Origin of the sequence: Natrinema thermotolerans (genome assembly GCF_031165565.1) — an archaeon.
Classification (GTDB): domain Archaea; phylum Halobacteriota; class Halobacteria; order Halobacteriales; family Natrialbaceae; genus Natrinema; species Natrinema thermotolerans.
On sequence record NZ_CP101873.1, the window covers coordinates 1,498,161 to 1,523,348 of the forward strand.

General features: G+C 66.6%; 30 protein-coding genes and 1 tRNA gene. 17 read left to right on the forward strand and 14 right to left on the reverse strand.

Annotated features, from left to right (window positions below):
• Positions 1-17: 17 nt before the first annotated feature.
• On the reverse strand, positions 18-725 hold the full coding sequence (locus NP511_RS07740; protein ID WP_006650011.1) for a class I SAM-dependent methyltransferase: 708 nt from the start codon (positions 723-725) through the stop codon (positions 18-20).
• Positions 726-935: 210 nt separating this feature from the next.
• Here NP511_RS07740 and NP511_RS07745 point away from each other — a divergent pair, with 210 nt between their 5' ends.
• The 3 genes from NP511_RS07745 to NP511_RS07755 all read left to right on the forward strand — a co-directional run bounded on the left by NP511_RS07745 (position 936) and on the right by NP511_RS07755 (position 2,848).
• Positions 936-1,217, forward strand: a complete 282-nt coding sequence (locus NP511_RS07745; RefSeq protein WP_006182618.1) for a helix-turn-helix domain-containing protein — start codon at positions 936-938, stop codon at positions 1,215-1,217.
• A gap of 101 nt (positions 1,218-1,318) precedes the next feature.
• Positions 1,319-2,143: an MBL fold metallo-hydrolase gene (locus tag NP511_RS07750; protein ID WP_049965067.1), complete on the forward strand. Its 825-nt coding sequence runs from the start codon at positions 1,319-1,321 to the stop codon at positions 2,141-2,143.
• A 30-nt stretch (positions 2,144-2,173) separates the two neighbouring features.
• Positions 2,174-2,848, forward strand: coding sequence for a YkgJ family cysteine cluster protein (locus tag NP511_RS07755; RefSeq protein WP_049965068.1), 675 nt, complete (start codon positions 2,174-2,176; stop codon positions 2,846-2,848).
• Between the two features lie 176 nt (positions 2,849-3,024).
• On the opposite strand, the gene NP511_RS07760 is transcribed toward NP511_RS07755, so the two are convergent.
• The gene (locus NP511_RS07760) at positions 3,025-3,435 is read right to left on the reverse strand and encodes a TRAM domain-containing protein (protein WP_006650007.1); all 411 of its coding nucleotides are present in this window, start codon (positions 3,433-3,435) and stop codon (positions 3,025-3,027) included.
• A gap of 150 nt (positions 3,436-3,585) precedes the next feature.
• The gene (locus tag NP511_RS07765) at positions 3,586-5,313 is read right to left on the reverse strand and encodes a radical SAM protein (protein ID WP_049965069.1); all 1,728 of its coding nucleotides are present in this window, start codon (positions 5,311-5,313) and stop codon (positions 3,586-3,588) included.
• Positions 5,314-5,344: 31 nt separating this feature from the next.
• On the opposite strand from NP511_RS07765, the gene NP511_RS07770 reads away from it, so the two are divergent.
• The 3 genes from NP511_RS07770 to NP511_RS07780 all read left to right on the forward strand — a co-directional run bounded on the left by NP511_RS07770 (position 5,345) and on the right by NP511_RS07780 (position 6,417).
• Complete coding sequence (locus tag NP511_RS07770) at positions 5,345-5,497, forward strand: hypothetical protein (RefSeq protein ID WP_233274321.1); 153 nt, start codon at positions 5,345-5,347, stop codon at positions 5,495-5,497.
• 68 nt (positions 5,498-5,565) lie between these two features.
• Positions 5,566-5,724 (forward strand): DUF7559 family protein, encoded by a 159-nt coding sequence (locus NP511_RS07775; protein ID WP_162834890.1) that lies wholly within the window; start codon positions 5,566-5,568, stop codon positions 5,722-5,724.
• Positions 5,725-5,925: 201 nt separating this feature from the next.
• Positions 5,926-6,417, forward strand: a complete 492-nt coding sequence (locus tag NP511_RS07780; protein ID WP_049965071.1) for an Hsp20/alpha crystallin family protein — start codon at positions 5,926-5,928, stop codon at positions 6,415-6,417.
• Between the two features lies 1 nt (position 6,418).
• Here NP511_RS07780 and NP511_RS07785 read toward each other — a convergent pair whose 3' ends face one another.
• Positions 6,419-7,612: an NAD(P)/FAD-dependent oxidoreductase gene (locus tag NP511_RS07785; protein WP_049965072.1), complete on the reverse strand. Its 1,194-nt coding sequence runs from the start codon at positions 7,610-7,612 to the stop codon at positions 6,419-6,421.
• Positions 7,613-7,930: 318 nt separating this feature from the next.
• Positions 7,931-8,203, reverse strand: a complete 273-nt coding sequence (locus NP511_RS07790) for a DUF7521 family protein (protein WP_015299206.1) — start codon at positions 8,201-8,203, stop codon at positions 7,931-7,933.
• A gap of 260 nt (positions 8,204-8,463) precedes the next feature.
• Here NP511_RS07790 and NP511_RS07795 point away from each other — a divergent pair, with 260 nt between their 5' ends.
• Complete coding sequence (locus NP511_RS07795) at positions 8,464-8,700, forward strand: CDGSH iron-sulfur domain-containing protein (RefSeq protein ID WP_049965073.1); 237 nt, start codon at positions 8,464-8,466, stop codon at positions 8,698-8,700.
• Positions 8,701-8,722: 22 nt separating this feature from the next.
• Here the strand turns inward: NP511_RS07795 and NP511_RS07800 are convergent, their stop codons facing one another.
• From NP511_RS07800 to NP511_RS07810, 3 genes are all read right to left on the reverse strand, one after another.
• A complete protein-coding gene (locus tag NP511_RS07800; RefSeq protein WP_049965074.1) occupies positions 8,723-11,188 on the reverse strand; it encodes a heavy metal translocating P-type ATPase in 2,466 nt (821 codons plus the stop codon).
• 2 nt (positions 11,189-11,190) lie between these two features.
• Positions 11,191-11,982: a sulfite exporter TauE/SafE family protein gene (locus NP511_RS07805; RefSeq protein ID WP_049905818.1), complete on the reverse strand. Its 792-nt coding sequence runs from the start codon at positions 11,980-11,982 to the stop codon at positions 11,191-11,193.
• A gap of 98 nt (positions 11,983-12,080) precedes the next feature.
• Positions 12,081-12,296 (reverse strand): DUF8131 family protein, encoded by a 216-nt coding sequence (locus NP511_RS07810; protein WP_006182632.1) that lies wholly within the window; start codon positions 12,294-12,296, stop codon positions 12,081-12,083.
• A gap of 100 nt (positions 12,297-12,396) precedes the next feature.
• Here NP511_RS07810 and NP511_RS07815 point away from each other — a divergent pair, with 100 nt between their 5' ends.
• From NP511_RS07815 to NP511_RS07830, 4 genes are read left to right on the forward strand one after another with little or no spacing between them, the layout of a single operon-like run.
• Positions 12,397-12,600 carry a hypothetical protein gene (locus NP511_RS07815; RefSeq protein WP_049965075.1) on the forward strand — a complete coding sequence of 68 codons (204 nt, stop codon included), beginning with the start codon at positions 12,397-12,399 and terminating at the stop codon, positions 12,598-12,600.
• Positions 12,597-13,403, forward strand: a complete 807-nt coding sequence (locus tag NP511_RS07820; protein ID WP_006649999.1) for a cytochrome c oxidase subunit II — start codon at positions 12,597-12,599, stop codon at positions 13,401-13,403. The genes NP511_RS07815 and NP511_RS07820 overlap by 4 nt, the downstream gene beginning before the upstream one ends.
• The gene (locus NP511_RS07825; RefSeq protein ID WP_049965076.1) at positions 13,363-15,144 is read left to right on the forward strand and encodes a b(o/a)3-type cytochrome-c oxidase subunit 1; all 1,782 of its coding nucleotides are present in this window, start codon (positions 13,363-13,365) and stop codon (positions 15,142-15,144) included. Before NP511_RS07820 ends, NP511_RS07825 begins: the two co-directional genes overlap by 41 nt.
• The gene (locus NP511_RS07830; RefSeq protein ID WP_049965077.1) at positions 15,145-15,354 is read left to right on the forward strand and encodes a hypothetical protein; all 210 of its coding nucleotides are present in this window, start codon (positions 15,145-15,147) and stop codon (positions 15,352-15,354) included.
• A gap of 37 nt (positions 15,355-15,391) precedes the next feature.
• On the opposite strand, the gene NP511_RS07835 is transcribed toward NP511_RS07830, so the two are convergent.
• Together NP511_RS07835 and NP511_RS07840 are read right to left on the reverse strand one after the other, a co-directional pair.
• The gene (locus NP511_RS07835; RefSeq protein ID WP_049965078.1) at positions 15,392-16,432 is read right to left on the reverse strand and encodes a mannose-1-phosphate guanylyltransferase; all 1,041 of its coding nucleotides are present in this window, start codon (positions 16,430-16,432) and stop codon (positions 15,392-15,394) included.
• A 1-nt stretch (position 16,433) separates the two neighbouring features.
• Positions 16,434-16,745: a DUF7091 family protein gene (locus tag NP511_RS07840; protein ID WP_049965079.1), complete on the reverse strand. Its 312-nt coding sequence runs from the start codon at positions 16,743-16,745 to the stop codon at positions 16,434-16,436.
• Between the two features lie 111 nt (positions 16,746-16,856).
• Between NP511_RS07840 and NP511_RS07845 the strand changes: the two genes are divergently transcribed.
• The 3 genes from NP511_RS07845 to NP511_RS07855 all read left to right on the forward strand — a co-directional run bounded on the left by NP511_RS07845 (position 16,857) and on the right by NP511_RS07855 (position 19,593).
• Positions 16,857-17,747, forward strand: coding sequence for a dihydrodipicolinate synthase family protein (locus NP511_RS07845; protein ID WP_049965102.1), 891 nt, complete (start codon positions 16,857-16,859; stop codon positions 17,745-17,747).
• Positions 17,748-18,017: 270 nt separating this feature from the next.
• The gene (locus NP511_RS07850) at positions 18,018-18,947 is read left to right on the forward strand and encodes a replication factor A (protein ID WP_049965080.1); all 930 of its coding nucleotides are present in this window, start codon (positions 18,018-18,020) and stop codon (positions 18,945-18,947) included.
• A gap of 1 nt (position 18,948) precedes the next feature.
• On the forward strand, positions 18,949-19,593 hold the full coding sequence (locus NP511_RS07855) for an RPA family protein (RefSeq protein ID WP_049965081.1): 645 nt from the start codon (positions 18,949-18,951) through the stop codon (positions 19,591-19,593).
• A gap of 44 nt (positions 19,594-19,637) precedes the next feature.
• Here the strand turns inward: NP511_RS07855 and NP511_RS07860 are convergent, their stop codons facing one another.
• Together NP511_RS07860 and NP511_RS07865 are read right to left on the reverse strand one after the other, a co-directional pair.
• Complete coding sequence (locus tag NP511_RS07860; RefSeq protein WP_049965082.1) at positions 19,638-20,309, reverse strand: alpha/beta hydrolase; 672 nt, start codon at positions 20,307-20,309, stop codon at positions 19,638-19,640.
• Entirely contained in the window at positions 20,306-21,286 is a 981-nt protein-coding gene (locus NP511_RS07865; protein ID WP_049965083.1) for a VOC family protein, read from the reverse strand. The genes NP511_RS07860 and NP511_RS07865 overlap by 4 nt, the downstream gene beginning before the upstream one ends.
• A gap of 149 nt (positions 21,287-21,435) precedes the next feature.
• Here NP511_RS07865 and NP511_RS07870 point away from each other — a divergent pair, with 149 nt between their 5' ends.
• On the forward strand, positions 21,436-21,840 hold the full coding sequence (locus NP511_RS07870) for a DUF8146 domain-containing protein (RefSeq protein WP_006182644.1): 405 nt from the start codon (positions 21,436-21,438) through the stop codon (positions 21,838-21,840).
• Between the two features lie 24 nt (positions 21,841-21,864).
• Here NP511_RS07870 and NP511_RS07875 read toward each other — a convergent pair whose 3' ends face one another.
• The gene (locus NP511_RS07875; RefSeq protein WP_006649990.1) at positions 21,865-22,092 is read right to left on the reverse strand and encodes a hypothetical protein; all 228 of its coding nucleotides are present in this window, start codon (positions 22,090-22,092) and stop codon (positions 21,865-21,867) included.
• 149 nt (positions 22,093-22,241) lie between these two features.
• Complete coding sequence (locus NP511_RS07880) at positions 22,242-22,697, reverse strand: DUF5814 domain-containing protein (RefSeq protein ID WP_006182646.1); 456 nt, start codon at positions 22,695-22,697, stop codon at positions 22,242-22,244.
• A gap of 166 nt (positions 22,698-22,863) precedes the next feature.
• Here NP511_RS07880 and NP511_RS07885 point away from each other — a divergent pair.
• Together NP511_RS07885 and NP511_RS07890 are read left to right on the forward strand one after the other, a co-directional pair.
• Positions 22,864-22,935, forward strand: a tRNA-His gene (locus NP511_RS07885).
• Positions 22,936-23,132: 197 nt separating this feature from the next.
• Positions 23,133-25,094, forward strand: coding sequence for an ATP-binding protein (locus NP511_RS07890; RefSeq protein WP_211249098.1), 1,962 nt, complete (start codon positions 23,133-23,135; stop codon positions 25,092-25,094).
• Positions 25,095-25,188 lie beyond the last annotated feature (94 nt).

The window sequence follows — 25,188 nt, forward strand, 5'->3', positions numbered from 1 at the left end:
GATTGACCCCGATGCCGTCACCGAACGCGCGCGTTCCAGTACGATACCGACGCGAAGTGATCGGTGACCGGGAGCTTCCCAACCGCCTCGTCGATCGCCCGAAGTGGCGAGGCGAGCGCGTTCGGAATCGATCGATACAACCCGTAGGGGAGGAGGAAGTCGTCTTCCACGTCGACGAGCGTGAGATCGGTCTTCGCGAGCAGGACCGCCACTTCGCTCTTCGAGTAGAGTCGGGACCCCATCGGCAGCGCCCAGTTGTAGACGCTCCGGCTCGAGAACCGATTGAACGTATCGAAGACGATCTGATCGCGGGCCACCCGTCGCATCTCCTCGAGGAAGGCCTCGGGGTCGTCAGCGAGGTGGAAAAACCGCATCGCGATGACGGTATCGAAGTGATCGTCCGGGAACGGCAGCCGCCCCGCGTCCCCCCGGAGGAACTCCAGCGTTCCCGAAAGCTCGTCCTGTTTCGCCTTCCGTCGTCCCTGCTGTAACATCGCCGCCGAGATGTCGAGTCCGACGACGTCGGCCCCCTGGTGGGCCAGCATGACCGTAAACCGCCCGGTACCACAGGCGATCTCGAGGACCTTGCGGTCCTCGACCGGCATGATGGCCTCGAGGACGGCCTCTTTCTCCCGGCGGTCGATCAGCTGGCCGCCCCGGGAGAACCGCTTGTCGTCGTATTCCTCGGCGATGTCGTCGGCTTGGTACCACTCCTGTCCTTTCACACTGAGCGAATCTACTGTCGCGATGGGATAAAACGATACTGGAGTCGACTGACGAATCGGTGTCGACGGCGGTCGACCACCCGCCTGCGGTCGATCGGAGCCGGGCACAATATATTGTGTTAATACCTCATTCATATGCCTTATACAAACTGCATTGTTCGTATCCACATATAGGGAAGCTTTACCACTGGCGATTGCACTCAAGTGGGTATGAGCATGAGTACAGCCGAGGACCGTGGCGCTGCTGCCGAAGAAACGCTGTCGGAGGACGAATACCGCGACCGACTCCGCGATCTGCCCCCGAGCGCGAAACTCGTTGCGAAAGTTCTCGAGACCGACTCGCCGCTCTCGCAGGGCCAACTCGCCGAGGAGTCGCTGCTGCCCGACCGCACCGTCCGCTACGCCCTCAATCGCCTCGAGGACGTCGGACTGGTCGGCTCCCGATACAGCTTCCGCGACGCGCGCAAACAGGTCTACTACCTGAATCACTGACCGACTCGCCGCCCACGTCTCCACTGCTCGGGGGAGCGGGGAGGGGTCGAGTGCCGGTCGCCGCCGATACGTCTTTTTTCACCCGGTCGTACTGTCCTGACATGCACGTTACTCGGTGGTCCGTCCCCGTCGCGACGCGCGCGCCGTCCGGCGACACCAACGCGTACCTCCTCGAGGGAGCGAAACCGTCCTCGGACGGCGAATCCAGCCCCGAATCGGCGATCCTCGTCGACCCCGCGGCTCGAACCGACGCCCTCGACCGGGCGGTCCGCGACCGATCCGTCGATCACGTCCTCGTCACCCACACCCACCCCGATCACGTCGGTGCCGTCGCGGCCTACGCGGCCGAAACCGACGCGACGGTCTGGGCCCGCTACGGCCGCGTCGACCGCTTTCGCGACGCGACCGGGATCGAGCCCGACCGCACCGTCACGCCGGGGACCGAAATTCCGCTCGGCGAGGAGTGCGTTCGCGTTCTCGACGCGCCCGGCCACGCGCCGGACCACGTCGCCCTCGAGGCCGGCCACGGCGGCCCGATCTGCTGTGGTGATTGTGCCGTCCGCGAGGGTAGCGTCGTCGTCGGCGCACCCGAGGGGGACATGCGCGCGTACGTGACGACTCTCCGTCGCCTCTGGGCGGCCGATCCGCCGGCGCTGTATCCCGGTCACGGGCCCGAGATCGACGCGCCCCGCGAGACCCTCGAGCGACTGCTTACCCACCGGGCCGACCGCGAGCAACGCGTCCGCGAGGCCGTCACCGGCGGCGCGGACACGCTCGAGGGGATCCTCGAAGCGGCCTACGACAAGGACCTCTCAGGGGTGGAAGACCTCGCGCGAGCGACGGTCCTGGCCCACCTCGAGAAACTCGCCGTCGAGGGGCGGGTCGAGTGGGACGGCGAGCGCGCTGCACCGTCCGCGGACGACTGACTTTTCCGCTTCGACCGCCTCCCCTCGAGCGTGCAATCGCTCGAGGCCGAACTCGACGACGCCCGCCAGCTCTCGATCGCCGACCTCGCGGACGCGATCGAGTCGATCGGCTTCGAGTGTACCCGCTGTGGGGCCTGCTGCAAAGCCGACGACGCGGACGACCACACGGCGACCGTCTTTCCCGACGAAGTTCGGAATCTCGAGGAAAGCGACGAGTACGACGAGGAGTACGACTGGCGCGATATCGCCCGACCGATGCCGTACGGCCTCTCGGAGACCGACGACGGCGGCCTCGAGGGCGAGACCTTCGAGTGGGCGCTCCAAACCGACGACTGCGGCGACTGTACCTTTTACGAGGAAGACGACGCCGGCACTGGCGCGTGTACCGCTCACGACGACCGCCCGCTGATCTGTCGCACCTACCCGTTCAGCGTCGCGCTCGCGGGCACCAGCCAGCCCATGGGCGAAGCGGTCGACGAGGCCGGCATGGTCCGCGCCCACGAGTGCGAGGGCCTGGGTCGGGACATTTCGCGTGACGACGCCGAAGAACTGGCTCGAGCGCTGAAGGAACGGGCCGTGCGGGAACTCGAGGAAGCCATCGCCGTCCGCGACGAGTACGCGCCGGTCGATCCCGACCCAGGCGAGGTCGTCGTCCACGACTCCGAAGGTGCGAAGCGGGCGGACGGGACGCCGCTCGAGGAGTAACACAAGGAAGAATCCGACGGCTCGAGAACGAAGGCACCGCAGGAGCGGTCATCGTACGGCGCGCGAAGCGCGCCGTTTCACCGAGCGCGAGCGACGCTCGCGCTCGGTCTTTTTTGGTCCAGATTTTTTGCGCGAGTGGTCGGCGAAGCCGACCACTCGCGCAAAAAAGGTGGGTCCTAGAAGGTGTCCTCGATGATCTCGCCGACCGCGAAGTTCGACTTGACCTCGGTGACTTCGATCTTGACCCGTTCGCCGACGTCGGCACCCGGCACGATAATGACGTAGCCGCGTTCGACGCGGGCGATGCCGTCGCCCTGCTTGCCGATGTCCTCGATCTCGACGTAGCGGGTTTCCCCGACGTCGACCGGTGGCTGCGGCTCCGACGGTGCGCTCTGGGGCTGGCTCGCCGTCCCCGAGTCGTCCTCGGTGGCCGCCTCGTCCCGCGAAATGAGCGCGACGCGGTAGACCTCGCCGGGGTCGATGTCGCCGGTTTCGACCTCCTGACGGGGTACTTCGATGACGTAGCGATCCTCTTCCTCCGAAACGTCCGTACTGAACAGACACAGCAGCTTTTCAGATATCTCCACAGGTAGACCCTCTATTTCATTGCAGAGACCCATCCATAATAGAACTACCGACACCGAGCCGTCGATTGACGGGGAAAGAGGCTTGTGTACCCGTTCGACCGGCGGGTTCGAGGGACCATGCGAGTGTGTGACGGTCCCAGACGCACGGAATCAGTCCGCGCGCTCGAGGGGGCGAACCGTCGCGAGCCGCGAGAGGTCGACCTCGGTACCGAAGTCGGCATCGGACAGGGTCTCGTAGGGGCGGTCGACGACGATGTCGCCGGCGGTACTGTCCCCGATGCCGGGGATGGCGGTGAGTTCGTCCATCGAGGCCGCGTTGAGATCCAGCGGGTGGGGGACGCCGGTCACCGAGCGGTAGCCGTGGTCGACGACCGCGACGTCGATCGTCCGCCCGAGTTCGCGCTCGCCCGGAATCCCGACCAGCAGGGGGTAGGTGCCGAGCTGGCGGCCGAAGGTCTTGCCGTCCTGATGGTACTCGAGGTGGACGTCGGGGAGGACGGTGCCGAGCGGGGCGACCCGCTCGAGCATGGGGTTGTCGATCTCCTCGCGGACCCGCTTCTTGTAGCGTTTGAACAGCTGTTTGTGGTCGTTGGCGATCTCGGCCCCGGTGTCGCTCATGTCGGTGCCGTCGAAGGCCATCACCTGCCGGATGTTGATCCGACGGAGCATGTAGCCCTCGTCGTAGACCCGCTGGAGGAACTCGCGGTTGCGCTCGTAGGTCTCCTCGCGCTCGCCCTTGAGGCCGTGCAGGAGGTTGATGCCGGGCAGGAGCTTGGGGAGCCGGTTCGGGGTGTCCCGACCGACGCTCGGGCCGTCCCCGGGGCCTTCGCCGGGTCGCCAGCCCGCTTCCTCGTTGACGATCTTGACCGCCTCGAAACACTCATCGGCGGTGACGTTGAGGTTGTTCTCCTCCTGAACGACCGGATCGGCCGACTCGAGACCGAACGCGGCCGTGTCGCCGGGCGTGTTGTGTTCGGCGATGATCCGGATCCCCTCGCGGCTCTGCTCGGGCCACTCGACGATCGTGATGGGGTTCATATTGTCCAGATGCAACGTCTCGAGGTCGGGCGCGACCTCGCGGATGCCGCCGTAGAGTTGGCGCAGGGCGTCGGGATTGGGCGCCTCGCCGTCGCCGCCGTAGGCGAGGATGTCGGCCTGCCGGCCGAGCCGGAAGTGTTTGACGCCGTAATCGGAGAGGGCGTCGACCTCGCCGACGACCGTCGGCGGCGGTCGGAACTCGGGGTTGCCATAGAGCGGCTCCGTACAGAACGAACACCGATACGCACAGCCCCGCGAGGTCTCGAGTTCGGCGATGAGATGCTCCGGGTGGTTGGGGTGTTGTTCGACGACGAACGCGCCCTCCCGTGCCCACCGCGAGACCTCCTCGATGTCTCGCATCCGGTTGTTGAAGCCCTCGAGGCCGCTCTCGACGAGGTCGTGAACGGCGGCCTCGACGTCGCCCTTGGCGACGAAATCGAAGTCCAGGTCCTGCCGTTCGGTCTCGGTTGCACCGGCGTTTTCGTCGCCGACGCCGAACTTGACGGGGCCCCCCATCAGGCTCGTGCCGGTGGCGGTCCAGGCCAGTTTGCGGACCTCGTCGGGTTCGGCCGGCGTCCCGCCGACGTACTTGCCGGGAACGGTCATCCCGCCCAGATAGAGCAGGAGGTCGGCCTCGTCGACGTCCCGCCAGTAATCGGGTTCGTCGCGGAGCCGATCGATCGTGTGGTAGGTGATCCGCTCGCGCGGGACGCCCGCGTCGACGAGCGCACCCGCCGCGTACCGGGGATACGTCGAGATGTACGGCGGCACCCCGAAGTGTGCGGGCTCGTCGACGTAGCCGTCGACGATCGTCACCGACAGCGTCTCGGGGTCAGTCATGGCTCCCGGTAGCGCCTCGAGGGGTAAAACGGTGACTACACGCCCTCGGTCGACGGTCGCCGCCGCCGGATCGCTACCGCCGCCGGTCCGCGAGGAGGACGGGCTCGTCGTCAGGGACCGCGACGGCCCGGCGGTCATCACGAGCCTCGCACCCGGCGTCGAGCGAGCCCTCGAGCAGGAGTGAGCCACCGGAGCCTGCAGTCGTCGTGGGTGAAGCCAATGTTGATTAGTTTCCCGACCGAACGGACGGGTATGCCGCCGACGGAAGAGATCGTGTGTACCGACGACGACTGTTTTCTCGATATCTTCGAGAACCACTACACCTACGACGTTCCCGACGACCTCGAGGTCACCGACCTGTCGTGTCCGGTCTGTGGGGGGACCGACTGCCTCGAGCGGGTCGAACTCTGACGGGGGAGTGGCGTCCGTCCGTCGCCTTGCTGGGACGGTGTCGAGCCGCGCGTCTGACGTTTCTTTTGGCATGGGCAAAAGAGATATGAAACGGGCTCACGTATCCGTTCGTACGGCCATGTCTCCCACGTACTGTCAGTCCCTTCTCTCGGTCCCCACGACCGCCGCCCGCACCGGCCGTCTCGCCCGGGGTGAGGTCCCGTGAGCCTCGAAGACCTCGGGGAATCGGTCGGCAACACGCTGTATCGACAGATCGGGCGCGCGAGCGGCCGCGTCCAGAACCACCGTTCGCTCCCCGTCGACATCCTCGAGAACGACGACGCCTATCGGGTCGTCTTCGACGCACCCGGTGCCGAACCCGACGACGTGCAGGTCCGATATCTCGATGGCACCGTCAAGATCCGGATCGATCGCTTCCGGGGATTCCACGAGGGCTACGAGATGCGGTTCCCCGGCCGGGGGATGTCGTTATCCGGCGCCGCCGAACTGCCCGGCGACGCCGTCGTCGATCCCGACGCCGGGACCGCCCGACTCACCGAAACCGGCACGCTGAGCGTCGAAATCCCGAAGGGATCGTCGCTCGAAGAGCCGTCACAGGAGACGGAGCCGAGTCCCGAGTCGCTCGAGCAGACCGACCGGACCGGATCCGCGGAGACGGACCCCGAGACCGAACCGGTCACCGTCGACGACTAAGTCAGTTCGGCTCCGTCGACATTCCTTCCGCGATCTCGAATTCTTCGTCGCCGTCGAACCGAGTCGGGTCGAACGCGTCGATCCCGTCGCCGCCGAGGATCTCGGCCGCGAGTCGCTGCCCGATCGCCGGCGCGCGCATAAACCCGTGACCCTGGAAGCCGGTCGCGGCGTAGACCCCGTCCCGAACCGCACCGACCAGTGGATCCCGGTCCGGGGTCGCCGTACAGAGACCGGCCCACGAGCGCGTGATAGCGTTCTCACCTCCGAGATCGATCGCCGGAACCCGGTGTGAGACCCGCTCGCGGAGATCGGTCCGGAACTCGGGATCGGCCTCGCGGTCGTAGCCGTCGGGATCCGCCTCGCGTTCTTCGGTCCCGTCGCCCGCGAGAATGCCGCCGGCGTGCGGTCGCAGATAGAAGTCACCGCTCGCATCGTAACACATCGGCTCCGCGAGGTCGCCGTCCCCGAGCAGCGCCTGGACGCGATAGGGTTTCACGGCCAACTCGAGACCCGCGTCCGCGAGCAATCCGCCGGTCCGGGCCCCGGCTGCCACGAGGACTGCGTCGACCTCGTGAACGTCGCCGTCCGGACGGATCACCCGGCTCGGATCGGCCCGGACCTCGACCGGGGTCTCGGTCTCGAGGGTCGCGCCCGCACCGGTGGCCGCGGCCGCGAGACAGGCGGTGTACTCGGCGGGATCGGCATAGCCCGCCGCGCCAGCGATCCCGGCGACGGCAACGTCGTCGGTCCGCAGGGCGGGGAACCGGTCCGCGAGCGCGTCGCCCTCGAGTTCGAGCGCGACGGTGCCGTTTTCCTGCATTCGTCGGACCTGTTCTCGGATCGCGTCAGCGCGTTCGGGATCGTCCTCGCGGGCGAGCCAGACGTAGGGACACTCGACGAATTCGAAGGTGTCGTCGCCCGAGAGCGCGCGGAAGCGCTCGATGGCGTCGCCGGCGATCTCGGCGTCGAGCCCGTCCGCGAACGCGTCGTAACAGATCCCCGCCGCCCGGCCGCTGGCACCGCTGGCGACGCTCCCGCGGTCGTAGACCGTCACGTCGGCACCCTCGCGTGCGAGGTCGTAGGCCGCGGTCGCGCCGACGGCACCCGCGCCGACGACCGCGACCTCGAGGCCCCTGCCCTCGCGCGTGAACGCGTCCGCACCGACCGCCAGCTCGGCGTCGTCCGGGCTGCTCATCGTCGATCCCCCACCGACGCGGTGGCCGATCCGCTCGGCGACTGCCCGTCGGCTGCGTGTTCGGTTCGCATAGCGGTCACTCGTGTGGCGGACCACTTACCTCTGGGTGATTCCGCGATCCAAGCGAACGCATCGCCTGTGCGAAGACCGGCGCGTCGAACGAAAGGGGGAGTGGATGGGGGAAGAGGGGGTACGACGGCAGGGGGCGTGAAGCTCCATGGTTCAGCGCCGATCGTCCCTGCCGTACCTTCGGTTATTCGCCGATCACGGATACCGTTACTCCCAAATAAATTTGGCCGAGCGCGACATCGACGCGGCTCAAGTCACGTACAACGAGTATGCGATCACGAAGAAGCCGGCCAGTACCAGCAGGCTCTCGAGGAGGATGCCGGTCATCAGCGGGACGCCGAGTATTTCATACAGCATGCCGGCCAGTACCAGTCCGAGGGTAACGAGGCCGAAGCCGAGCGAGAGATAGCCCAGCGCGGACTGACGAGTGCGTCGGTAGGCCTTGTAGGCGAAGAACGTGATGACGCCGCCGACGATGAGGACGAGCGTCTTGACGACCGCGAGGGCGATCGCGGTCGGCATTGTCGCGGCGGAGACCCACATGACTATTCCTATCCTGATTTTCAACAGCCGAACCAAGAACCTTGCCGTTCCCGGAGACGGTGTTCCGTGCCACCACCCCACACCATCAGTCGCCGGTACTGATAGTCGGCGTCGACGCCGGTCTCAGGGATCGGCGGTTCGTGACTGCTGTACACCGTGTGACGGCACACTGGCGGATCACACCGCCGTGAGACGGCTGCGAGCGAAGCGTTTTGCCGACGGCGACGCGAGACACACTCATGACGCGACTGGTCGAACTCGAGGCCAACGGCCCACGGAAGCTCGAGCCCGAGGACATCGACGACGAGAAAGGCGACGTGGCGGTCTGTCAGTGCGGACTCTCGGACGACTTTCCCTTCTGTGACGGGAGCCACCGGCGGACCCGCGACGAGGACGAGGGCACGACCTACGTCTACGAGGACGGCGAGCGGCGAGAAGTCGAACGGGTCGTGACGGCCGACGAAACGGACGAGTAGAGGCGCGACGGCACGCCGTCGCTCACAGCGAGCGGGCGGAGTTACAGACGACGAGCAGGCTGCTCGCGGCCATCGCGACGGCGGCAAACAGCGGGTTCAACAGACCGGCGACTGCCAGCGGGATCGCGACCGCGTTGTAGGCGAAGGCCCAGCCGAGGTTCTGGCGGATCCGTCGGTGCGTGGCCGTCGCCACGTCGAAGGTTTCGCCGACGGCCGTGAGGTCGTCGCCGACGATCACCGCGTCGGCCGCGTCGGTCGCGAGCTGTGTTCCCCCGCCCATCGCGATGCCGACGTCGGCCGCGGCCAGCGCGGGCGCGTCGTTGCTGCCGTCGCCGACCATCGCGACCGTCCCGCGGGCCCGGAGCCGGTCGACGGTCTCGGCCTTCGCTTCCGGCGGCACGCCCGCGAAGACCTCGTCGACGCCCTCGAGGTCGCGGAAGCGCTCGGCCGCCGCCCCCTCGTCGCCGGTGAGGACGACGACCTCGTGGTCCGCCGAGAGGTCCGTCAGGGCCGCCTCGAGATCGTCTCGCGGTGCGTCCCCGACGACGACGACGCCGTGAGCCCGGTCGTCCCAGCCGACGACGACGGGCACGCGACCCGCCGATCTCGCGTCCTCGATCCGGGGCTCGAGGGCGTCGGGGATCGCCAGCCCGCGCTCCCGACAGAAGTCGGGGTGGCCGACGACGACCTGGTCGCCGTCGACGCGACCGCTGACGCCGCGGCTCGCCCGCTCGAAGTCCGCGACGGTGCTGGCTGCCGTCGCGTCGTCGGGTGCCGCGTCGGCGACGGCGGCCGCGACAGGGTGTTCGGAGAGGGACTCGACCGCGCCGGCCCGTCGGAGCAGTTCCTCGCGCCCGGGGCCGTCGCCCGCGGCGTCGCCGCCGGCCACATGGACGGCGTCGACGGTCATCGTCCCGGTCGTGAGCGTCCCCGTCTTGTCGAGGACGACGGTATCGACCTCGGGGGCGTCCTCGAAGATCGTCTCGGCGGCGACGACGATCCCCCGTTCGGCGGCCGACTGGACCCCCGCAGCGATGGCAAGCGGCGTCGCCAGCCCCAGCGCGCAGGGACAGGAGACGATGACGACCGTGAGCCCGAGCAACAGCGCCGTCGACGGGCTCGAGCCGGTCGCCAGCGAGACGGCGACCGTCCCGGCGGCGAGGGCGACAACCAGCGGGACGAAGACGGTCGCGAGCTTGTCCGCGAGCCGCTGGACGCCCGGCCGGGAACTCTGGATCGACCAGAGCAGGGAGACGAGCCGGTCGAGGGTGCTTTCCGCCTCGTCGCCGACCGCGACGACGATCGGGGCGTCAGTGACGACGGTCCCCCCGCGGACCGGATCGCCCGGCTCCTTCTCGGCCGGCAGCGACTCGCCGGTGACCAGCGACTCGTCGACCGCGGCCGATCCCTCCACGATCTCGCCGTCGAGGGGAACCCGCTCGCCGGGACGAACGAGCAAACGATCGCCGGGCTCGACCGCCTCGAGGGGCACCGTCTCGCCGCTCTCGCGGCGGGCCTCGTCGACCTGTCGTTCGGTCAGGTCGGAGAGCAGGCCGGTCGCGCGGCGCTTGACGATCCGTTCGTAGCGCCCGCCCGCGGTGACGACGAGGACGACGGCGACGGTGACGTCGAAGTAGAGGTGACTGCTGCCGAGCAGCGTCGCGACGGCGCTGTAGCTATAGGAGCCAAGCGCCGCCGTCGCCACCAGCAGGTCCATGTTCGGGCTGCCGGCCCGGAGGCTGACGTACGCACCCCGGAGGATCGGATAGCCGGTATAGAAGAGGACGATCGAGGCGAACACCCAGATGTTCGCCGACAGAAAGGCGGTCTCGTACCCGCCGAAGTCGGCGACCGGCTCGTAGCCGAAGTACCTCGGGTACAGGAACAGGACGTACCACACCATAATCATCATGCCGAAGAACCCACCAAGCAGGAGCGGTGCAAGCCCGTCGTCCGATCCGCTCGCATCATCAAGAGCCGATCGGTCGGACGCGGTGTACCCGTAGCCGGAGACGAGTTCGGGGAGGTCGTCGGAATCGAGTCGATCGGGATCGTAGACGAGCCGAATCGTATCCGTCGCGTAACTCGCCGTCGCGCCGCGGACCCCGGGTTCTCGCTCGGCGGTGGTCTCGAGGAACGCCTCACAGGTCGAGCAGTGCATGCCGTCGACCGCGAGGTAGGCGTCTTCGCCGTCGAGATCGTCGAGGTCCGGCCCGTCGTCGCCGGAATCGAGGCGGGATCGTACCGCCGCCTCGTCGGGCGCGTCGTCGGTCCCGTCGAGCGTGCGAGCGACCTCGAGACAGCCACGACAGCAGTACGTGCCGTCGACGTCCGGGTCGGTGATCGGCTCCGCCGGCGTCGGCAGGTCACAGAGGTCGCAGGTGTCGGCGGCCGCGTCGTCGACCGCCGCCCCGCCGGTCGCACTCGAGCCGTCGGTCTCGGCCGACGGCGACAGCGAATCCGGCGCGGGTGGTGATTCCGGTGCCATCGTTAGAATAGTGGTTCGTACGGGAGCGGGGGATGGGGCAGGTGGATGCCGTACAGCATCAGGCCGTGCGAAAGGGGAATATAGCCGAGGAGGATAAACGCCGCGCCCAGCGCGCGGTGGAGTCGCACCCGCGTGTCGACATCGATCGCGGTCATGGCGGTGCCGTAGACGAACAGCGTGGGGATCGTTCCGAGTCCAAGGACGGCCAGCGAGAGCGCGCTGCGTGCCGGCGATCCCAGCGCGAACGCGTAGAGATACGCGGGATAGATGATCGGACACGGCATGACCCCGTGAACCGCTCCGAGCGCGACGATCCCCGGCGACGTCGCGAGCCGATCGACGCGGCTCGAGAGCAGCTCCGAGAGCCGGCGAAACAGCGTGCCGACGATCGGGAGCCCGTGGCCGGGAACGGCGGTCTTGCCCCGGAGATAGTAGAGACCGCTCGCGACGATCGCGATCCCGACGAGGATTCCGGTCGCCCCCCTGACGCTATCCCCGACCGCGGCGACGGCCTCGCTCGAGGCGACCGTCACCGCACCGAGGAGACCGAACAGGCCACCGATCGCGGCGTAGCTGGCCGTCCGACCGAGGTTGAACAGCGCGTGCTGGCGCACCTCGTAGCCGGTCAGCGTGTCGTCGCGGCGCTTGTCACTGGCGTCACCGATCCGATCGGCGTAGGTCGTCACCAGCGGGCCGCACATACCCAGACAGTGTGCGCCGGCGAGCAGTCCGACGACGAAGAGAACGAACAGGTTCACGTGTTCGGGGGCGAGTCCGGGGCCCGGACTCGCCATCAGCGGTGTTCCGACGGGGAACCGGACGGCTCCGTACCCCGCGCTAGTCGTCAGTAGCTCCGGGGAAAGTGAACTGAGGGTCATCTCGCGGGCGGCGGTCACCCGGCAGTTCCGTTGCCGTCACCGTGGTGATCGCCGTGCGAGCCCTCGACCGGGGACATCGCGAGGTACAGTGAGCCGACGATAAGAACGACGTTAACCGCGCTGACGGCGCCGGCGACCGTCGAGTTGGTGAGCCCATAGACGAGCAGCGGAACGATCGCCAGTAGCCCCGCGATCGCAGCCAGCCGCGGCGGTACTGTCTCGAGGTTCATACTCGGTACTGGGCGGGACGAGCGCTTAATACCCCACCATCTTCCCATCGAACGGGAACCAAGGTTGATAGTAAGTCGTCCCTATTCCCTACTCGTCCGTATGAGTTCCAGAACTGAACAACGGGAGCCCGATCATGTTCAAACACTCGGGCACGAGGAGTACGATCCGATCGGGACGGCGATCCTGATCGGAATCTACTTCCTGATACTGGTATTGTTGTGGATATTCATGTACTTCGTTGAGTTCCTCGGCAACGGGCCGACCGTCGTCGGAATGGCCCTGACGGTGGTGGGACTGGCATGAACATTCACACCTACGAGAAGGTATGGCTCGTCGCCGCCATGGTATTAATCGTTGGTTTCATCGCGACGATCACCTACGGGGCAGTCGGCCCGGGTATCGCGATGATCGACGACGAAGGCGGCGACATCAACCCCGACGAGATCAACGACGACGAACGGTTCGCCGAGCCCGGCGTCGAACACGTCGGCGGCAACGAGTACGAAGTCGCGGTCGTCGCACAGGCGTGGTCGTACACGCCGAGCCAAATAGAGGTGCCAGCCAACAGCGAGGTGACCTTCTATGTCACCAGCCGGGACGTGACACACAGTTTCTCCGTCGTGGGAACGAACGTGAACACGATGGTCATTCCCGGGCAGGTCTCGGAGATGACCGTGAAGTTCGACGAACCCGGCGAGTACGGCATCCTCTGTAACGAGTACTGCGGCGAGTATCACCACACGATGGAAGGCAAACTGAACGTCGTTCCCGAAGACGAGTTCGACATGACCGAACTGTCCGTCGAGGCCGACGACGAGGTCGAATCGGGCAACGAGACGACGATCACCGCGAACGTGGAAAACGGCATGCAAGAGGACCTCGAGACGACCGTCTCCCTCGAGATCGGCGACGAGACGCGTGAAGAAGCCGTCACCGTCCCCGGCGACGGCAGCGAAGAAGTCGCGTTTACCGTCGACAGCGCCGACCTCGGCGAGGGCGACCACGACTGGACCGTGACCGTCGACGACTACGAGGAAAGCGGAACGCTGTCGGTCGTGACCCCCGATGGCAACGAGTCCGCCGACGGAGGTGACGGCGATGCGTAACGCCTACGTCGACCAGTTCCCCGACGAGGCACGAGTGATCAAAGCCGCCTTCTGGAGTTCCTTCATCGCGCTGGCGATCGGCGGGACGCTCGGCCTGGTGCAGGCGCTTCACCGGACCGACGTCTTCAGGTTCATTCAATCACCCGACTACTACACCGTCCTGACCGCCCACGGCGTGTTGCTGGCGATCACGTTCACGATCTTCTTCCTCGTGGGGACCTTCACGTGGGCGGTAACGACCAGTCTGGACCGGGGCGTCGTCGACGTCCGGTTCACCTGGGCTTGGTATATCATGATGGTCGTCGGCACGGTACTCGTCGCGATCGCGATCTTTAGCGGCTTCCTCGAGTCGGCGCCGTCGGTACTCGGCTCGGAGCTGAACGCCGACGTCCTCTTTACGTTCTACGCGCCGCTGGAGGCCCATCCGATCTTCTACATCGGACTGGTGCTGTTCGTGGTCGGTTCCTGGCTCGCCGGTGTCGACTGGTTCCGAACGTGGTTGGCCTGGCGGAGCGAGAACCCCGACGAGCGGATCCCGCTGCCGACCTTCATGGTGCTGACGACGACGCTGTTCTGGTACATCTGCACGTTCGGTGTGGCCCTGTCGATCCTCGTGTTCCTGCTGCCGTGGTCGCTGGGGATCACCGAGTCGGTTAACCCGCTGTTGACCCGGACGCTGTTCTGGTACTTCGGCCACGCCGTCGTCTACTTCTGGCTGATGCCGGCGTACATGATGTGGTACATCATGCTGCCGAAGTTCTCCGGCGGAAAGCTGTTCAGCGACCCGCTTGCACGCGTCGTCTTCGTGCTGTTCCTGCTGCTCTCGACGCCGCTCGGAATCCACCACCAGTATCTGGATCCGGGCATCGCTGAGGGGTACAAGTTCATCGCGATGACGAACACGATGTTCCTCCTCTTGCCGAGCCTGCTGACCGCCTTCACTGTCGTCGCGAGCATGGAACACGGCGCGCGCCAGCGTGGCGGCGAGGGCTACCTCGGCTGGCTGAAGGCGCTCCCGTGGCGCAACCCGATCTTCACCGGGATGGCGCTCGCGGGCCTGATGTTCGCCGCGGCCGGCTTCTCCGGCATGATCAACGCCGGCATGAACATCAATTACCTCGTCCACAACACGTGGTGGGTCGTCGGTCACTTCCACCTCACCGTCGGCACCGCCGTCGCACTGACGTTCATGGCGGCGTCCTACTGGTTCATCCCGCAGCTGACGGGCAAGGAACTCTGGAACCGGTCGGTCGCGCTCGGACAGGTCCTCCTCTGGTTCATCGGCATGACGTTCATGTCCAACGCGATGCACCGCTCCGGACTGTTCGGGATGCCCCGCCGGACCGCCGAACCGCAGTATCAGGGCTTCGACTTCGAACCCGCCGTGGGTACCGTCGGCGAGATCAACATGCAGGTCGCCCTCGGCGGCGTCATCCTGACGCTGTCGCTGGCCCTGTTCCTCCTGAACATGATCATGACGTCGATCGGCGACGACAGCGAGTCGATCCCGGACAACACCTACGCGGGGACGCTCTCCGGGGCCGAGGACTCGCCGCGCATCCTCGACAACCTCAAGCTCTGGACCGCGATCGCCGTCGTTCTCGTGATCATCGCGTACACGCTCCCGCTCGCGAGCATCATCGACGCCGGCGGCCTCTTCGGGCCCGGCATCGAGGGCGTCAGGCTCTCGACGTGGGTCGACCCCGCCGTCATCGAATCCCTCGGTGAGGTGATTCGCTAGATGCGTATCTCGAAGGGGGCGCTACTGGTCGTCGTGGCCTTGCTCGTCCCGTTCGTCGTCGAGTTCCGAACGGCGCTGTCGTGGTTCGGGATCAAACTCACCATCCTCGAGTCGCTCGCCCTCGCCGGCGTCCTCGTCCTCGGGCTCCTGCTCTGGGCGGTATGGCCGGAAAACGGTAACGGCGGGACGGGAACGGCCGACTCGAGCTGACAGCCGAACTCGTTTCGCTGCGTTCCGTCGCTGTTTCTCAGAAGGCGTCGCGTTCGCGAAGCCGATCGACGACTTCGCGAACCCGCTGTGACGACGTCCGTGGCGCGACGAGGATCCGGTCGTCGTCGGCGGCGACGATCAGGTCCTCGACCTCGAGCAGGGAGACGTGCCGGTCGGGCGCGGCGACGACGTTGTTCGCCGCGTCGACCGACAGGATCTCACCGGCGACGCGGTCGTTCGTCGCGGCCGCGTCGCGGTCCGAGCGGGTCCGCCCCACGGCGTCCCACGTCCCGAGGTCGTCCCAGTCCACCGGCAACGGCGTCACGAAAACGTCGCTCGCCCGCTCCATAATCGCGTAGTCAACGCTGACGGCATCGACCGCGTCGAACCCGCGTTCCGGCTCGCCGGCCTCGAGGGCCTCGACCAGCGGGGCAAGCGGCGAGTCCCGCGCTTCCCGCAGCAGGGCGGCGGGCGTCCAGGCGAAGATCCCAGCGTTCCAGTACGCGCCCGCCTCGCGGAGCCGCCGCGCTTCCCCGCGGTCGGGTTTCTCGGTGAAGCGCTCGACGGCGTCGTAGTCCGCGCTCGCCCCCTCGAGGCCGCCGTCGTCGCTCGCGGGGACGATATAGCCGTAGCCCGTCGCCGGCCGCGTCGGCTCGACGCCGAGCGTCACGAGGCCGTCGGTCTCGGCGGCGATCTCGGCGGCGCGCTCGAGGTGGGCGGCGAAGGCGGCGTCGTCGCCGACGTGGTGGTCGCTGGGGAGACAGACGAGGACGGGGTCGCGGTCGAACCGTTTTCGGAGCCGCCATGCGGCGTAGACCAGCGCCGGTCCGGTGTCCTTGCCGGCGGGTTCGACCAGCAGGCCCGCCTCCGGCGCGTGTTCGTGGATTTCGTCGGCAAACGATTCGCGAGTCAGGACGAAGCGCTCGTCGGCGAACGCCGTCCGATCCATCGTCTGCGAGAGGAGCGAGCGGTCGCCGCCGAACTCGAGGAACTGTTTCGGGCGCTCCCCGCGACTCGCGGGGTAGAGCCGGCTGCCGATACCCCCGGCGAGGACACAGGCAACGATGGGCCGATCCATCTTACCAGGTCTCGATCCGCCCGCGTCGGACGTCCTCGGCACAGCCCTCGCAGTCGGGGTGGTCCGCCTCGTAACAGGCCGGTCGGTACTCCTCGTCCAACTTCGCCGCCCGCTGTTGGGCGTAACGCCGACAGACGATCTTCGCTCGGCCCGCCTCGTCGGTGGGTAACTCGCGGGCGTTTCGCGCCACCTCGTAGGCCTCGCGGGCCTCCTCGAGCTGGTCGTCGGTCGATCTGCGAAGCTCCTCGAACTGCTCGCCGGCTCCCTGCAGCGTCGTACGCAGGAACCGCTCGAGTCGACGCCGATCCGCCATTGCCCCGTGGTTCGACCGCCGGACACATAGGCCCGCCGGTGGTCGGAGGCGCGGCGACGGCTCGCGGAACCGATGCGAACGATTTTCATCGTCCCGACGGAGGCAACGAGCATGGCTATCCGCGATGCACTCCGCGGGATCACCGCACCGACGGTGACCCCCTTCGACGACGGCGCGATCGACGAGGCGGCCCTGACCGATCTGCTCACCCATCTCGAAGACGGCGGCATCGACGCGGTCTTTCCCTGCGGGACGACCGGCGAGTTTCCGAGCCTGACCGCCGACGAGCAGCGCCGGGTCGTCGAGGCGACCGTCGACCGCGTCGACGTCCCGGTCGTCGCCGGTGCGGCCGCCACGAGCGTCGCCAACACTGTCGCGGCCATCGATCGGGCGGCCGAGGCGGGAGCCGACGCCGCCGCGATCGTCGCACCCTACTTCACGACCGCGAACGCTCCCGCGGGCAACCGGCGGTTCTTCGAGGCCGTTCTCGACAACGCCGCGCTCCCCGTCCTGCTGTACAACATCCCGCAGTGTACGGGCCGGCGCATCGAGCCCGAGACCGTCGCCGCCGTCGCCGATCGCGACGGGGTCCTCGGGATCAAGGACTCGAGCGGCGACCTCGCCTATTTCCTCTCGGTGCTGCGGGCAGCGCCCGACGAGTTCCTGTGTTTGCAGGGGTACGACGCCCTGCTCGTCCCCGCCCTGCGGATGGGGGCCGACGGCGGGATCAACGCGCTGTCGAACGTCGTCCCCGAGGTGCTGGGCGAGGCGTTCGACCGAGCCGACGAAGCGCGCGGCCGAGAGTTGCAGTCCGACGCGATTTCGCCGCTGTTCGAGGCCTGTACGAGCCACGGCTTCGCGCCCGCGACGAAGACGGCCCTCACCGAGCGCGGCGTCGTCCCGTCCGACGAGGTCCGCCCGCCGCTGGTCGCCGTCGACGACGCGGGGACCGAGGCGATCGGCGACGCCCTCGAGGCGGCGCTCGAGGTCGGCGGGCAGTAACCGCCGGCTACGGCCGGCGAAACCCGGCTATAGTAGCCGCTGAAACGATTCACACACTGATCGCAGCGCTGTCGTACGATCAGGTGTGCAATGACTTTCAGTGGCTACTATACAACCGCCGCCGACCGGCGCTCCGAATCGGCTCCGCAACGCCTTCTTGCGGTTTCTTCCCCGGGCGTTCACTTTCGCTCCGGTGGCGGTAGTTTAAATACCATCGGGAGCGAACGGACGTATGCCTCCCACTGAAACCGAAGAGGAGGCGTGAAGCCAATGAGCGACGTACGACAACACGCGGACGACATCCACGAGCAGTTTTCGGACCACCTCGACGTCGATGTCGAGGACGTCGAAGAGCGCCTGACGACGCTCGTCGACGAGTACAAAGTGCCGATGGACGAGGCACGCCGGAGCGTCACTAACCACTACCTCGAGGAGGCCGGCCTCGAGCGCGAGGATATCTCGAGCGGCGACAGCGAGAAAGCCAGCGTCGAGGACGTCGACGAACCCGAGGAGTGGATCGACCTGACGGCCAAGGTCATCGAACTCTGGGACCCCCGCAGCGACTCGGTCGCGCAGGTCGGCCTGCTCGGCGACCCGACGGGGACGATCAAGTTCACCAAATGGGCCAAGTCCGACCTCCCGGCACTCGAGGAAGGGACGGTCTACGAGCTTCGCAACGTCGTCACGGACGAGTATCAGGGCCGGTACTCGGTCAAACTCAACTCGACGACGGTGATCGAGGAGCTCGAGGAAGACCTCGAGGTCGGCAACGACACCAGCGAGGTCGAGGGCGCGCTGGTCGACATGCAAAGCGGCAGCGGCCTCATCAAGCGCTGTCCGGAGGAGGGCTGTACCCGCGTTCTCCAGAACGGCCGCTGTAACGAACACGGCGAGGGCGAAGGCGAGTTCGACCTCCGTATCAAGGCCGTCGTCGACGACGGTATCGACGCCCACGAGGTCATCTTCGACAAGGACGCCACGGAGAACTTGACGGGACTGAGCCTCGAGGAGGCCAAAGAGATGGCGATGGACGCCCTGGACACGACCATCGTCGCCGACGAGATCCGCGAGGACATCGTCGGCACCTACTACCGCATCGAGGGACCGACCTTCGGCCGGTACGTGCTGGCCGACGACGTCGAGGAACTCGACGGGCCGATCGACGGCGAGGAACTGCTGATCAAAGCGAGGTCGATGTGATATGAGCCAGGCAGAACTCACCCGCGAAGTCGCCCGCCGCGTCTTCGCATCGGAATTCAACGACTCGACGTACACCTTCAAAGAGAGCGACGACGAGCGCGCGCCCAACTACGCGCTCCTCCCGACGGGCGACCGCGCGAACCGCGTGTTCGTCACCGGTACCCTGACCGAGACCGAAGACGTCGGCGACGAAAGCGAGTACTGGCGCGGCCGGGTCGTCGACCCGACCGGGACGTTCTTCGTCTACGCCGGCCAGTACCAGCCCGAGGCCGCCGCCGTCCTGCGGGACACCGAACCGCCGGCCTACGTCTCCATCGTCGGCAAACCCCGGACCTACGAGACCGACGACGGCACGGTCAACGTCTCCCTGCGACCCGAGTCCATCGCGGTCGTCGACGATGCCACTCGCGATCGCTGGGTCGTCGAAACCGCCGAACGGACCCTCGATCGCATCGAGGCCTTCGAGGCCTGGGAGGCCGAGCAGGAAGCGCCCGAAAGCGGCTCGACCGCACCCACGAACGAGTACGCCGAGATGGCCCGCGAGCGCTACGACTCGCCGGTCGTCAACTACCGCAACGACGTCATTCAGGCGCTCGAGCAACTCGAGGACATCGAGGAGCCCGACGACGCGGAAGCGACGGTCTGACGGGAACGGGTCCGTGCGATTTTTCGTTTCGATCGAACCGCGAGCTACAGCACGGCCTCGAGCATCGCCCCGATCGCGTCGAACTCGTCGTCGGTGACTTCGTGGCCGGTCTCGGGATACCACCGCTCGTCGACCGCGGCGGCCGCCTCTTCGAAGATCCGGACCGCTTCGGTGGCGTGGTCCGGATCGACGTGTGGGTCGTCGGCGCCGTAGCCAAAGAGTACCGGCGTCCCCTCGAGCGAGCTGTCGATCGCGGTCGCACGGAGTTCGGCGAGCGTCCCGGGAAGCGTACCCGAGAGGACGGCGATCCCGCCGTACCGCGCCGGGTTCAGGCGGGCGAACTCGGCGGCGACGCAGGCCCCTTGCGAGAAGCCCGCGACGACGGTACGCTCGGGCGGGACGCCGATCTCGGCTGCCGCCTCGAGGGCCGCCGCCACGCAGTCGACGCTCGAGGAGAGCCACGGCTCGTTCTCGGCTCGAGGGGCGGTCGCCCGGCGGGGGTACCAGCGGCTTCGCTCGGCGTCCGGCGCGAGGACGGCGACGCCGTGGCGGACGGCCGGTTCCATGAGGTTGATAACGCCCTGCGCGGTCGCGCCGCGGCCGTGACAGGCGACGAGCGCGGCGTCGGCGGCCAGCGCGGGCGCGCCGGCAGTGAGCAGCGGTCGGCCGGCGTGGGGTCCCGAGACGCCGTCCATCGAGCGGCCGGAGTCGGTCATCGGTCCGTTGGAGAGTCGCCGCTCTCGTCAGTCTCACTCCCGGTCGGCGCCGTCAACTCGGGGAGTTGGCTCTCGATCAGCTCCCGGTCGCGTTCGAACCACTCGGGCAGGTACAGCGACTCGCCGGGACCCCCGGTCGGCCCGCTGGCGGCGACGCCGTCGGTCTCCGTCGCCAGTTCGAGGAGGATGCCCCCTGGTTCACGGACGTACAGTGAGTGAAAGACGTGCCGGTCTTTCACGCGGGACACGTCGTCGCCGCGCTCGTCGAACAGGTCCCGCCACTCGTGGAGGGCGTCCTCGCTCTCGACCCGGACCGCGACGTGATGCAGCGTTCCCTGTCCCTCGCGGCCGAACGCCGCGTCGCGATCGAGGACATCCACGACTGCGGCTCGTGAGCCGGACGCACGATACCGGATCCGATCGCCGTCTTCCGCCTCGTGTTCGAACCCGAGCGTCTCGAGCGCGCCCGCGGTCGCGTAGGGGTTGACCGACAGCGTCGCGACGCCGTGGAGACCGCGGATCGCGCGGTCCGTCGGGATCGGTCCTTCGGTCCACGGCTCGACGTCGCCCGGAACCGGCGGGCCGGCGACCAGTTCGAGTCGCGTTCCCGCGGGGTCGGCAAAGCGCAGGACGCGTTCGTCGAACCGCTCGAGGGGCCCCTCGACCGCGACCTCGTGGTCCGCGAGCCGATCCGCCCAGTACGCGAGCGAGCCGTCGGGGACGACGAACGCGACCGATTCGGGCTGGGGAGCCCCGAACCGGCCGGGCTCGCCGTGGGGGTCCGCGAAGTGGGTCAGGACCGTCCCCGGCCGGCCGGCGGCGTCGCCGAAGTAGAGGTGATGCTGGAGGATATCCTCGAAGTTGACCGTCTGCGTGACGAGCCGGAGCCCGAGGACGCCGCCGTAGAAATCGATCGCCGACTGGGCGTCCCCGACGATCCCGGTCACGTGGTGGAGTCCCGCCGTGTCAGTCAGCATACGCCGTGTTGGGACTCGAGGCGCATAGCGTGTCGGGTCCCGAGTGGTCATGGCGGTTCTCGCCCGGCGCTCGAGCGCGGTCAGCGGTCACCGCGACGCCCCGTGTCTGACTAATAGTTAAGTTCCGTGAACGACGACTAGGGGTATCGATGGGGAACAAGAACAAGACCATCTCGTTCCGGGTCAACGAGGACGCCTTCGAGGCGCTGCAGGCGATCGCCGAGGAGCGCGACATCTCGCTGTCGGCCGTCTTCCGGGACTACGTCGACCAGTTGGTCGAACACGACGGTCAGGTCGAGGTCGTCCCCGAGGCCGACCTCGAGGCCCGCACGGACGAGGGGGAGGACGTGTCGTTCCCACCGACCGTCGAGGTGCCAAAGCGGTTCGTCCGCGAACACGAGCGGCTCGAACTCGAGGCCGAACACCTCCGGGAGCAACTCGAGGAGTACAAGGCCTACGTCAACGACCTCCAGGACCGCCTCGAGGACGAAGAAGAGGAGATCCTGTTGCTCGACGAACTCGACGACGAAGACGAATCCTACCAGTTGCGCTGACGATCGGTCCCGGTTGGAACGCACCTAGCGGTCGTCGTCCGCGCCCAGATACCCGAGTTGCTGTAAGTCCTCGCGGGTCGAGTCGTCGAGATCGGCGTCCGCGAGCGCGTCTCGTCCGATGTCGTGTCGTTCTTCGACCACCAACAGCAACTGCCGCACAGTCCGGAGCTTGAACCGTAGGTCCGGGTCCTCGAGTTCCTCCTGGACGCTATCGAGCATCGTGTTGATCGTCTCTATCGTCGTGTCCGGCATCGATTCTCGATAGGGGAGGACCACTGATGTCGCGCTCGATGATTATAGATTATTAATAATGTTCGAAACGCGTAGGTGGCCACTACAACCGAGAGACGGCGTGTCGACCAGGGTGTAAGGGCGGAATCGGAGAACGGAACAACAGTCGGTTACCGCTCGAGGTTCCGTTTCGCCCGCCGGATCTCGTCGTGTTTCTCCCCGGCACCGTCCACTCGCGCCAACCCTTCGGCGGCCTCGAGGGTTCGAACGGCGTTATCGAGGAAGGAGAGAACGTCCCCGGAGTAGGCATAGACCATGTAGTCGTCGGTCATCACGTCGACGATCGCGTCCGGGCCCAGTCCCTCGGCGCGCAACTCGAGCAGGTACGTCATGAACTTGCGCTCGGGACAGCCACAGTAGGGGTTGTTGTCGCAGCTACAGTCCAGAAAGTCCTGCGTGAAATCCAGCACCCGCTCGCGGGTCGCGTCGTCGAGTTTCTCGAGGCCCTCGCCCTGGAAGAGCATGTCCAGCGTCGCCCCCTTGAACGCCCCTTTGGGGATGTTCGTCTCGAGCTGGGAGCTGAGCTGGCGGTGATTCTTGACGTAGATCTTGTCGGTGATGGCCACGCGTTGGCGGGACTAACGCCCGCGGATCGAAAAACGTCTCGGTCGCGAACGGCCCGCGGGGGCAGCCGAGATCCGCCGGCCGAAACCGAGCGAGGGCATCACACACCGCGTCCGGGAGTCGTAACGTATTTTAGTCCAACCGGCTGTAGGTTCAGGTGTAAGCGTGTCCGGGTTGGGGTAGTGGTTATCCTTCAGCCTTGTGGAGGCTGAGACGCGGGTTCGATTCTCGCACCCGGACTTTGTCGCCGCGAACAAATCCGTGAGCGGCGCAAATCCGACCGAGATCGAACCACGCGAGACGAGTGTCCCCGACTGGCACGGTTCCGTCGAGTGCTTGCTGCGGTCCGTGGTGACTGTGTTCGATTCCGAACGATAGCTCGTCGACTGGCGATACCCGGAGAAGGCTTTACCCGTCTCACGCCGTTTGAATTGGGCATGGCTTCATCGGCCGATACAGATCCACACCCCCGAATTCGACACCAAGTGGTTGTCGCTGAACTCGGCCAACAGGCGCTCGAAACCGATGACATAGATCAGTTGATGCACGACGCATGCGTTGCAGTAGCCGAGACGCTGAGCAACGACTACTGTAAGGTCCTCGAGTTGCTGCCCGGCGGTGACGAACTCTTCCTTCGGCAGGGTGTCGGCTGGCGGGAGGGTCTCGTCGGGAGCGCGATAGTCCCGACCGACCGGGGCTCACAGGCGGGCTACACGCTGCTTTCTGAAGAGCCCGTGGTCGTCGACGACTTGCGTACCGAGGAACGCTTTTCGGGCCCCGAACTCCTCACCAGTCACGACGTCGTCGGCGGGATCAGCGTCATTATCGGCTCGATCGAAAACCCGTGGGGGATCCTCGGTGTACACGCCACCGAGAAGCACGAGTTCACCGACCACGACGTTACCTTCGTCAAAAACGTCGCGAACGTCCTCGCAGCAGCGATCGAGGAAACGAGAGCCAAACGGAAACTCGAGGAGCGAGAGACCGAACTCGAGCGGACGTTCGAACGGATCACCGACGGATTCGTCGGTCTCGACGAGGACTGGACCATTACGTACGCGAACGAGCGGGGGAAGAACGTCCTCGACCCCGAAGACGAGGGCTTAGTCGGCGAGAACTTCTGGGAGGTGTTCGAACCGGCGCTCGGAACGACGTTCGAGGAAGAGTACCGGGAGGCGGTACGAACGCAGGAACCCACATCGTTCGAGGAGTACTACCCGCCGCTTGGCACGTGGTTCGAGGTTCACGCCTATCCCTCCGAATCCGGACTCTCGGTCTACTTTCGAGACGTCACGAAACGCAAGGAGCGAGAGCGCAAACTCAAAGAGAGCGAACGTCGGTATCGCACGCTGGCGGAGTTTTTCCCGAACGGGATCGTCACGCTGTTCGGTGCCGACCTCGAGTACACGCTCGCCGCGGGACAGGCGTTCGCGGAGTTACCGATCTCGCCGGCCGACGTCGAAGAGCGGACACCAGCACAGGTGTGGGGTGACACGGTTGCTGCCGACCTCGAACCTGCACTCCGGGCGGCGCTTGACGGCGACGAGACGTCAGTCGAGTTTCAGTACGTAAACCGAGACTGGCGAGTTCACGCCGTGCCGGTGACCGACGATGATGGTGAGGTCTTTGCCGGAATGACGATGGCCCAGGACATCACCGAACAGAACGAGCGCAAACAACAGTTGGAGGACACGGTCGAGAAACTCGAAAAATCGAACGAGCGATTGGAGCAGTTTGCCTACGCCGCCTCCCACGATCTGCAGGAGCCGCTGCGGATGGTCTCGAGCTACCTGCAACTCCTCGAACGGCGGTACGAGGATACGCTCGACGAGGAGGGTGAGGAATTCCTCGAGTTCGCTGTCGACGGCGCAGACCGGATGCGTGCGATGGTCGACGGATTGCTGCAGTATTCTCGTGTCGATACGGAGGGAGACCCGCCCGAACCGGTCGATCTGAACGCGGTACTCGACGACGTTCTCGCCGATCTACAGTTGCAACTCGAGGAAACGGACGCCGACATCACGGCGGCGTCACTGCCCCGTGTCGAGGGAGACGCCAGCCAGCTGCGCCAACTCTTTCAGAATCTACTGGATAACGCAGTCACGTACGCGGGAGACGAGCCGCCACGGATCGCCATCTCTGCAGAGCGGGCCGGACGGGACTGGGTGGTCTCGATCAGCGACGAGGGGATGGGGATCGATCCTGACGACCAAGCGGCCGTCTTCGAGGTGTTCCAGCGGCTCCACGGCCCCGACGAACACGCTGGCACCGGTATCGGGCTGGCACTCTGTGAGCGGATCATCGAGCGCCACGACGGTGAGATCTGGGTCGACTCCGAACCGGGCGACGGGTCGACGTTCTCGTTTACGCTGCCGGCACCACGTGATCGCGATGCGTGATCGACGAACGGGAGTGCGTCGATGGAAGTGCTGTGAGTCGAGGACGATACCAGTATCGCGTGGCCAACGGCGGCGGCGTTCAAAGACCGCCGGA

Excerpts from the sequence above, each read along its gene's own strand:
- NP511_RS07795 (WP_049965073.1), top strand. The coding sequence starts at position 8,464 with ATGACGCGACTGGTCGAACTCGAGGCCAACGGCCCACGGAAGCTCGAG.
- NP511_RS07855 (WP_049965081.1), top strand. The coding sequence starts at position 18,949 with ATGAGCCAGGCAGAACTCACCCGCGAAGTCGCCCGCCGCGTCTTCGCA.
- NP511_RS07825 (WP_049965076.1), top strand. The coding sequence starts at position 13,363 with ATGGCAACGAGTCCGCCGACGGAGGTGACGGCGATGCGTAACGCCTAC.
- NP511_RS07815 (WP_049965075.1), top strand. The coding sequence starts at position 12,397 with ATGAGTTCCAGAACTGAACAACGGGAGCCCGATCATGTTCAAACACTC.
- NP511_RS07845 (WP_049965102.1), top strand. The coding sequence starts at position 16,857 with ATGGCTATCCGCGATGCACTCCGCGGGATCACCGCACCGACGGTGACC.
- NP511_RS07765 (WP_049965069.1), bottom strand. The coding sequence starts at position 5,313 with ATGACTGACCCCGAGACGCTGTCGGTGACGATCGTCGACGGCTACGTC.
- NP511_RS07800 (WP_049965074.1), bottom strand. The coding sequence starts at position 11,188 with ATGGCACCGGAATCACCACCCGCGCCGGATTCGCTGTCGCCGTCGGCC.
- NP511_RS07785 (WP_049965072.1), bottom strand. The coding sequence starts at position 7,612 with ATGAGCAGCCCGGACGACGCCGAGCTGGCGGTCGGTGCGGACGCGTTC.
- NP511_RS07860 (WP_049965082.1), bottom strand. The coding sequence starts at position 20,309 with ATGACCGACTCCGGCCGCTCGATGGACGGCGTCTCGGGACCCCACGCC.
- NP511_RS07750 (WP_049965067.1), top strand. The coding sequence starts at position 1,319 with ATGCACGTTACTCGGTGGTCCGTCCCCGTCGCGACGCGCGCGCCGTCC.
- NP511_RS07890 (WP_211249098.1), top strand. The coding sequence starts at position 23,133 with ATGGCTTCATCGGCCGATACAGATCCACACCCCCGAATTCGACACCAA.
- NP511_RS07790 (WP_015299206.1), bottom strand. The coding sequence starts at position 8,203 with ATGCCGACCGCGATCGCCCTCGCGGTCGTCAAGACGCTCGTCCTCATC.
- NP511_RS07810 (WP_006182632.1), bottom strand. The coding sequence starts at position 12,296 with ATGAACCTCGAGACAGTACCGCCGCGGCTGGCTGCGATCGCGGGGCTA.
- NP511_RS07830 (WP_049965077.1), top strand. The coding sequence starts at position 15,145 with ATGCGTATCTCGAAGGGGGCGCTACTGGTCGTCGTGGCCTTGCTCGTC.
- NP511_RS07865 (WP_049965083.1), bottom strand. The coding sequence starts at position 21,286 with ATGCTGACTGACACGGCGGGACTCCACCACGTGACCGGGATCGTCGGG.
- NP511_RS07875 (WP_006649990.1), bottom strand. The coding sequence starts at position 22,092 with ATGCCGGACACGACGATAGAGACGATCAACACGATGCTCGATAGCGTC.
- NP511_RS07840 (WP_049965079.1), bottom strand. The coding sequence starts at position 16,745 with ATGGCGGATCGGCGTCGACTCGAGCGGTTCCTGCGTACGACGCTGCAG.
- NP511_RS07820 (WP_006649999.1), top strand. The coding sequence starts at position 12,597 with ATGAACATTCACACCTACGAGAAGGTATGGCTCGTCGCCGCCATGGTA.
- NP511_RS07870 (WP_006182644.1), top strand. The coding sequence starts at position 21,436 with ATGGGGAACAAGAACAAGACCATCTCGTTCCGGGTCAACGAGGACGCC.
- NP511_RS07805 (WP_049905818.1), bottom strand. The coding sequence starts at position 11,982 with ATGGCGAGTCCGGGCCCCGGACTCGCCCCCGAACACGTGAACCTGTTC.
- NP511_RS07835 (WP_049965078.1), bottom strand. The coding sequence starts at position 16,432 with ATGGATCGGCCCATCGTTGCCTGTGTCCTCGCCGGGGGTATCGGCAGC.
- NP511_RS07775 (WP_162834890.1), top strand. The coding sequence starts at position 5,566 with ATGCCGCCGACGGAAGAGATCGTGTGTACCGACGACGACTGTTTTCTC.
- NP511_RS07850 (WP_049965080.1), top strand. The coding sequence starts at position 18,018 with ATGAGCGACGTACGACAACACGCGGACGACATCCACGAGCAGTTTTCG.
- NP511_RS07745 (WP_006182618.1), top strand. The coding sequence starts at position 936 with ATGAGCATGAGTACAGCCGAGGACCGTGGCGCTGCTGCCGAAGAAACG.